Source organism: Arthrobacter sp. NPDC057388 (assembly GCF_042668165.1).
Lineage (GTDB): Bacteria > Actinomycetota > Actinomycetes > Actinomycetales > Micrococcaceae > Arthrobacter.
Map to the genome: position 1 here is coordinate 20,458 of NZ_JBHVBL010000055.1, position 6,874 is coordinate 27,331.

At 68.8% G+C, this 6,874-nt stretch carries 7 protein-coding genes; 6 read left to right on the plus strand and 1 reads right to left on the minus strand.

Features of this window, described 5'->3' with window-relative positions:
* Positions 1-3 precede the first annotated feature (3 nt).
* Genes ACFUTU_RS19150 through ACFUTU_RS19175 form a run of 6 tightly spaced genes read left to right on the plus strand, consistent with a single transcriptional unit; the run spans position 4 to position 6,238 of the window.
* Positions 4-2,058: an FAD-dependent oxidoreductase gene (locus ACFUTU_RS19150; RefSeq protein ID WP_377967164.1), complete on the plus strand. Its 2,055-nt coding sequence runs from the start codon at positions 4-6 to the stop codon at positions 2,056-2,058.
* The gene (locus ACFUTU_RS19155; RefSeq protein WP_377967166.1) at positions 2,055-2,918 is read left to right on the plus strand and encodes a sugar phosphate isomerase/epimerase family protein; all 864 of its coding nucleotides are present in this window, start codon (positions 2,055-2,057) and stop codon (positions 2,916-2,918) included. The genes ACFUTU_RS19150 and ACFUTU_RS19155 overlap by 4 nt, the downstream gene beginning before the upstream one ends.
* Complete coding sequence (locus ACFUTU_RS19160) at positions 2,915-3,505, plus strand: aldo/keto reductase (RefSeq protein WP_377967168.1); 591 nt, start codon at positions 2,915-2,917, stop codon at positions 3,503-3,505. The genes ACFUTU_RS19155 and ACFUTU_RS19160 overlap by 4 nt, the downstream gene beginning before the upstream one ends.
* A 21-nt stretch (positions 3,506-3,526) precedes the next feature.
* Entirely contained in the window at positions 3,527-5,323 is a 1,797-nt protein-coding gene (locus ACFUTU_RS19165; protein ID WP_377967171.1) for an FAD-dependent oxidoreductase, read from the plus strand.
* Positions 5,324-5,373: 50 nt separating this feature from the next.
* Complete coding sequence (locus ACFUTU_RS19170; protein WP_377967173.1) at positions 5,374-5,727, plus strand: ArsR/SmtB family transcription factor; 354 nt, start codon at positions 5,374-5,376, stop codon at positions 5,725-5,727.
* 13 nt (positions 5,728-5,740) lie between these two features.
* Positions 5,741-6,238, plus strand: coding sequence for an SRPBCC domain-containing protein (locus ACFUTU_RS19175; protein WP_377967175.1), 498 nt, complete (start codon positions 5,741-5,743; stop codon positions 6,236-6,238).
* A 102-nt stretch (positions 6,239-6,340) separates the two neighbouring features.
* Here the strand turns inward: ACFUTU_RS19175 and ACFUTU_RS19180 are convergent, their stop codons facing one another.
* Positions 6,341-6,523 carry a hypothetical protein gene (locus ACFUTU_RS19180; RefSeq protein WP_377967177.1) on the minus strand — a complete coding sequence of 61 codons (183 nt, stop codon included), beginning with the start codon at positions 6,521-6,523 and terminating at the stop codon, positions 6,341-6,343.
* Positions 6,524-6,874: the final 351 nt, after the last annotated feature.

Genomic DNA, 6,874 nt, shown 5'->3' on the forward strand with positions numbered 1-6,874 from the left:
GCCATGAACAGCATTCGCCACGCAGCCCGCCCGCTCGCCCTGGGCCGGAACGGCCGGACGCCGCGGACCCTCCGCAACCGGCTGGCCTCCGCGCCGATGGAACGCAACTACGGGACCAGCGACGGGCACATCACCGAGCAGTACGTCGACTACCTCGCCACCCGTGCCCGGGCCGGGCTGGGCATGGTCACCACCGAGGCCACCTACGTCCGGGCCGACGGCAAGGGCCGCACCCACCAGCTGGGCCTGCACACAGACGCCGTGGTGCCCGGGCTGCGCAGGCTCACCGACGCGCTGCACGCGGAAGGTGCGCTGGCCGCCGTCGAACTTAACCACGGCGGCCGGACGGCGCAGACGGCGGTGTCCGGCCACAAGAACGTGGCACCGTCCCCGGTGCCGTGCGCGGTGGCCGGCGGGGAGGTTCCGCGGGAACTGACCACCGCCGAATGCCACGAGCTGGTGGCCTCCTACGCGGCGGCGGCACGGCGTGCGGTGGCCGCGGGCTTCGACGTCATCAACATCCACGGAGCGCACGGCTACCTGATCCACCAGTTCATGTCGCCCATTTCCAACCACCGCAAAGACGAGTTTGCCGCGCCCGAGCGGTTCCTCAACCTGGTCATCGACGCCGTCCGCGACGCCGCGCCGGATGCCATCATCGGCGTGCGGGTCTCCGTTCTGGAGGGCCCGGCGGACGGGATCAGTGCAGAGGACCAGGTGGCCATCATGGCCAAGGCGCGCCTGGACCGGCTGGACTTCCTTGACCTGTCCGCCGGCAGCTACGACGCCGGCGAATGGATCGTTCAGCCGGGCGAGTGGAAGCCCGGCCTGCTCCGTGAGTACGCAGCGGCGTACCGGCAGTTCGGACTCCCGCTCGGCATGGCCGGACGGCTGAACTCGCCGGCCGTCATCGAGGAGGTCCTGGGTGATGGTGTCTGCGACTTCGTCAGCCTGGCCCGCGCCATCCACGCCGACCCTGCCTTCGTGGGCGGCGTGCTCCGGGGCGAGGCCTACCGCCCATGCATCGCGTGCAACGTCTGCATCGACACCCTCGGCCAGGGGCAGGTCACGTGCACCGTCAACCCGGCCGTGGGGCGCTCGCGGGTCCCGGTTCCGACGCCGGCGGTGCGGCCGGGTGCCCGGGTCGCCGTCGTGGGGGCCGGTCCCGCCGGCCTCACGGCCGCCCGGGAACTTGCCCAAGCGGGTGCCCAGGTCACCGTGCTCGACGACGGCGCCCGGCCGGGCGGGCAGTTCGCCCTCGCGGAACGCATGAAATCGACGCCGGATTTCCACTGGTTCACCGACTGGTCCGCCGCGGAGAACGAACGCCTGGGCATTGACGTCCGGCCAGGCCGGCGGGTGGACCTCGCCGGCCTGGAGGTGCTGGTGCGGGAGACCGGGGCCGATGCTGTCGTGCTGGCCACCGGCGGGATCCGGCCCGGCGCGGGCTTCCCGGGCGGCGACCTGCCCGGCGTCATGGACGTGCGGAACTGGCTGGCGCTCCACCCGGACGTATTGGAGGGCAAGGACGTCCCCGAAGCCGTGACCATCTGGGGTGCGGACTCCGTGGCGATGAGCCTGGCCGATACCCTCGCAGACCGCGGCACCGCCGTGCTGCTGGTGGGGCCGGAGGACGTCCTCGCGCCGGAATCCGGGCGGCGGGCGAAGATCCTTGCCGTTCCGCGCCTCGAACAGAACCCGCGGGTCCGGATCCGGCTGGGCGCCACGATCGAGGAATACGACGGCGGCCGGATCCGGATTTCCGGCACGTCCCGGAACGGGGCCGGCTCCGAATGGCTAAATGCCCCGGGGCCTGTTCTGGTGTCCCGCTCGGTGCTGCCGCTGGACGCTTGCGTCCCGGTGGCTGACCGCGAGGCGGACCTGGCCCTGGCCGCCGGCGTGCCGGTGGTGTTCGCCGGAACCGTAGTGGACCCGGCCCCTGCCATTGCCTCCAACGCGGTGAAGAGCGGTTACGACGCCGCGCAGCGCATCGCCGCAGCGCTTGCCGAACCGGCACAGCGCCCCTACGAACTCAGCATGAACGGAGCCGAACGATGAGCGCAGCGCGCCCGCTGGGCCTTGCCCAGCTCTCCCTCCTCAACACCGCCCCTCCGCAGCTGGTGGCCATCGCCGCCGAGGCCGGCTTCGATTTCATTGGCGCCCGCGTGCGCCCCGTCACGTCCACCGAGCGGCCCTACGACCTGCAGCCCGGGTCGCCGATGCTGAAGGAGACCCTGGCCCGGATGGCCGGCACCGGGGTCACGGTCCGCGACATCGAGTTCCTGCTGCTGGACGGCACCGACCAGCGTGAGGCGTGGCTTGGCATGATGGAGGCCGGGCAGGCCCTCGGTGCCGCATCGCTGACCGTGGCCGCCTCGGCCCCGGACACCGGCCGCCTCGCGGACACGCTGGCCCGGATGACCGAGGACGGCAGGAACTACGGAATCGTGCCCACCCTCGAGCCCATCTCCTACCAGGCAGTGAACTCCATCCCCGCCGCGGTGGCCCTGGCCCGCGCCTCGGGCTGCCGGATTGTGGTGGACGCGCTGCACCTGAACCGCTTCGGGGCCGTCCCGGGGTCCGCGCAGTGGCAGGACCTTGAGGCGAACCTGGACCTGGTGCCCCTGCTGCAGCTGTGCGACGGCCCGGTGCAGAGCCCGGCCGACCGTGCGGCGCTGGTGGCGGAGTCACGTTCGGAACGCGGTGTTCCGGGCGAGGGCGGCTTCGACCTTGCCGCCCTGGTGGACGCCGTCGGCGCCGATGTTCCGGTGAGCGTGGAGGCGCCGTCGGACAGCACCGTCGCCCGGCTGGGCGAACTGGGCTGGGCCCGGAAGCTGAGGGAGACCGCGCTTGCCGTCCTCGCGCCGGTATCGACCTCAGAGAGAGCGTCAGCAGCCGAGAAGGCGGTGACGGCATGAGGAAAACAGCGGCGGAAGCAGCAGCAACAGCGGCGGAAGCAGCAACGACGGCGGAACTGGCGCCCGGCGTCGTCATTCCCCTCATCGGGCTCGGCACCTGGCCGATGACCGGCGAGGCAGCGGCCGATGCCGTGGCCCGCGCCATCGCCAACGGATACCGGCATATCGACACTGCTGAAAACTACGGCAACGAAGAGGCCGTGGGGGAGGGCATCCGCCGCAGCGGCATCGCCCGCGGGAACCTGTTCCTCACCACCAAGTTCAACCGGCAGTGGCACGGCATAACCGGGGTGCGCGACGCCTTCACGACGGCGGCCTACAGCCCGCTGGGCCGCGGTGGCAGCTTCCTCTCGGCTTCCGCCGTCACCGGCCCGGCCGGGGAATACGGCAAGACGCCGGCGCAGGTGGTGCTCCGCTGGCACGTCCAGTCGGGCCGTGTTGCCATCCCCAAATCCGCCGACGACAGGCGGCAGCGCGAAAACCTCGACGTCTTCGGCTTCAGCCTCACGGGCGCGGAAATGGCCGCCATCGACGCCCTGGAAACCGGCGCGCCGCCGCGGCTGGACTCAGACGAATTCGGACACTGAAAGAACCACTGGAGTAAAGAGATGACTTCCCCGATTGATGCAACAACCCCATCGCTGGACTGCGACGTGCTGGTGGTGGGCTCCGGCGCGGGCGGGCTTGCCGCCGCCGTGACCGCCGCGTACCACGGGCTGAAGGTTGTGGTGGTGGAAAAGGCCGATGTGTGCGGCGGCGCAACGGCATGGTCCGGAGGCTGGGCCTGGGCGCCGGGCAACCCCCTGGCGCAGGCCGCCGGCGTTGTTGAAGACAAGGAATCCTTCCGCACCTATCTGCGGGGCGTCCTGGGGTCCGACTACCAGGCCGACAGGGTGGACGCGTTCCTGGAAGCCGTGCCGCACATGGTGGGATTCTTCCACCGGAAGACGGCGCTGCAGTTTGTTCCCGGAGCCAAAATCAACGACATCTACGGCGGGCTCCCTGGTGCCGGGACCGGGCACCGCTCCGTTGGCCCCAAGCCACTGAATGCCCGGCGGCTCCGTCCGGAGCTGCGCGCCAAGCTGCGGCACCAACTGTATGAAACCTCGTTCCTGGGGATGGGCATCATGGCAGGACCGGACCTGACCAAATTCCTGTCCGCGTCCCGGGGCAATCCGCGCGGGCTCTTCCATGCGGGGTGGCGCTTCGGCCTGCACCTTTTGGACCTGCTGGTGCACCGGCGCAACATGCAGCTGGTCAATGGCACGGCCCTGACCGGCCGGCTGCTGCAGTCGGCGGACAGCTTCGGCGTCGACATCCGCGTCTCCACGCCCGCCCGCCGCCTGCTGACCGACGGCGACGGCAAGGTGACCGGCGCCGTCGTCGAACGCCCCGAAGGGGAGCTGCGGATCAACGCCTCACGGGGAGTGGTCCTGGCTGCGGGCGGCTTCCCGCAAGATGTGCAGCGCCGGAAGGAGCTGTTTCCGCAGACACCCACCGGACGCGAACACTGGACGCTGGCGCCCGCTGAAGCCAGCGGCGACGGCATCAGCCTGGGCCAGTCGGTGGGGGCACGCTTCAGGACCGACGTGAAGTCTGCCGCCGCGTGGTGCCCGGTCTCGCTGGTGCCCTACCGCAGCGGGCGGACCGGCACGTTCCCGCACATCATGGACCGCGCCAAGCCGGGCAGCATCGGCGTCCTGCGCAGCGGGAAGCGGTTCGTCAACGAGGCCAACGGGTACTACGATTACGTGGCGGCGCTGCTCGGGGCAACCCCCGCGGGGGAGCAGCCGGAGGCCTGGCAGATCGCCGACTCCCGCTTTGTGCGCCGGTTCCCGCTGGGCATGGCCAAGCCGCTGCCCGTGCCGCTCTTCCCGTACCTGCGGTCCGGCTATCTCAAGAAGGGCCGCACGCTCGAGGAGCTGGCCGCGAACTGCGGCATCGACCCCGCCGGCCTGAAGGAGACGGTGGGGCGGTTCAACCGCCACGCGGCCCTTGGTGAGGACCCGGACTTCGGCCGCGGCGCCACGCCGTTCAACCGCTACGGCGGCGATCCCGCGGTGAAGCCGAACCCGGCGCTGGGGCCCATCGGGAAGGGCCCGTTCTATGCCGTGCGCGTGGTGCCGGGCAGCTTCGGCACGTTCGCCGGGATGGATGTGGACGGCCGCTCCCGTGCCTTGGACGACGGCGGCCAGCCGATTCCGGGGCTGTATGTCGCCGGCAATGACCAGGCCAGCGTGATGGGCGGGCACTACCCGGCCGGCGGCATCAACCTCGGCCCGGCGCTGGCGTTCGGATACGTCGCGGGACGCGACCTGGCCGGAGCCGTGGAATATGAGGATGACGGGGCTGTGCCCCTAAAGCCAGTGCCTGCTGCCTCCGGCTCCGGGGCAGGTGCAGCATGACAGTTCCAACCCATTGACACCCTTTCCCGACCGCCATATCCTACAACCAAATGGTTGTAGATCAGCTTAGCGATGCCGAACTCGACCGCCTCTTCCAGGCGTTCGCGGACACCACCCGGCGGGACATCATGCGCAGGGTGACGGTGGGCGAGTACTCGGTGACCGGCCTGGCCGCCCTCTACGCCATGAGCTTTGCCGCCGTCCAAAAACACGTGGCGGTGTTGGAACGCGCCTCCCTGGTCACCAAGGAAAAGCGCGGAAGGGAGCAGATCGTGCGGGGCAATCATGACGGCCTGGAGAAAGCCCGACGCCTGCTTGACGAATACGAGGCGATCTGGCGGCAGCGCGTCGCCCGGATTGCAGACATCCTCACTGAAGAAGCAGGCATCCGCACGGAAGAATAGGAAGGGTCCGGCAATGACGGTCATCAGTTCCACCAAGAATCCCGAGGCGCTCAGCTTAGTTATCGTGGCGGAGTTCGACGCCGCCGTGCACCGCGTCTGGCAGATCTGGGAAGACCCGCGGCAGCTCGAGCGCTGGTGGGGCCCACCCACGTACCCGGCAACGTTCAGCCGGTACGAATTCACCCCGGGCGGGGAGGCGTCCTATTACATGACCGGCCCGGAGGGGGAGAAGGCCAATGGCTGGTGGCGCATCACGGACATCCAGGCGCCGCACCGCCTCGAGTTCGATGAAGGGTTTGCCGACGACAACGGCGCGCCGGTGGAGGCCATGGGTGCGGCCCATGTCACCGTCACGCTCGAGGGCATCGGGGTGCGCACGCGGATGGCGGTCCAGTCCGAGTTTGAGTCCGCGGAGCAGATGAACACCATGATGGAAATGGGCATGGAGGAAGGCATGCGGGAGGCCGCCGGACAGATCGACGCGATCCTCGCCGAGCAGTCCGTCGCCTGACCGTTTCTGGGCTTAACCAGAACAAAATAACCAGAACAAAAAGCAAGAGGACGACGGCGGGAGGTTCCCGCCGTCGTCCTCTTGCGTTTGGGCTGGTGCTGGCTAGAGCGAAGAGGTGTTCAGGCTCAGGGTGAAGGTGTTCGGCCCGGTCATGTGCACTGCAACGTCATTCTTGTGGGCGTTCGCCCGGCTCGAAAAATCGTGCACCAGCGACTCCAGCGTGTGGTCCACTGCGGAACGGTCCCAGATCTTGATCGTCATTGATTCAGCGTTGTCAAAGGTCATTTCTCAGTGCTTTCGTGTCTGGGCAAGGCGCCTATGCGATGCCGCGGAACAGGACGGCCCAGGAAACGCTCGGAGGCCTAAGGCAGCTCGACGAGCTCACCGGTTTGGCCTCATTGCGTCCACCAGGATTTTGTTTTTTTGGAACTTGTGAACCCTCATAGGAAAGCGTGTTCCTATGTGGTTCCATTCCATCATGCACAGGCGCCGGAAGGCTTTTCAACCAAACTGGCCCGAATCGGAGGGTGAGGTTTGACACACGCAGCAGCCGCGGCGCAGGGCGGGCGTGAGCATCCCCACATTCAGCGCGAACTGGCAGGTAATGCCCTCAAGACGTGGATTTGAGGGCATTAC

Bases quoted from the DNA above. Each gene is read 5' to 3' on its own strand.
- ACFUTU_RS19150 (WP_377967164.1), top strand. From the start codon at position 4: ATGAACAGCATTCGCCACGCAGCCCGCCCGCTCGCCCTGGGCCGGAAC.
- ACFUTU_RS19155 (WP_377967166.1), top strand. From the start codon at position 2,055: ATGAGCGCAGCGCGCCCGCTGGGCCTTGCCCAGCTCTCCCTCCTCAAC.
- ACFUTU_RS19160 (WP_377967168.1), top strand. From the start codon at position 2,915: ATGAGGAAAACAGCGGCGGAAGCAGCAGCAACAGCGGCGGAAGCAGCA.
- ACFUTU_RS19165 (WP_377967171.1), top strand. From the start codon at position 3,527: ATGACTTCCCCGATTGATGCAACAACCCCATCGCTGGACTGCGACGTG.
- ACFUTU_RS19170 (WP_377967173.1), top strand. From the start codon at position 5,374: ATGGTTGTAGATCAGCTTAGCGATGCCGAACTCGACCGCCTCTTCCAG.
- ACFUTU_RS19175 (WP_377967175.1), top strand. From the start codon at position 5,741: ATGACGGTCATCAGTTCCACCAAGAATCCCGAGGCGCTCAGCTTAGTT.
- ACFUTU_RS19180 (WP_377967177.1), bottom strand. From the start codon at position 6,523: ATGACCTTTGACAACGCTGAATCAATGACGATCAAGATCTGGGACCGT.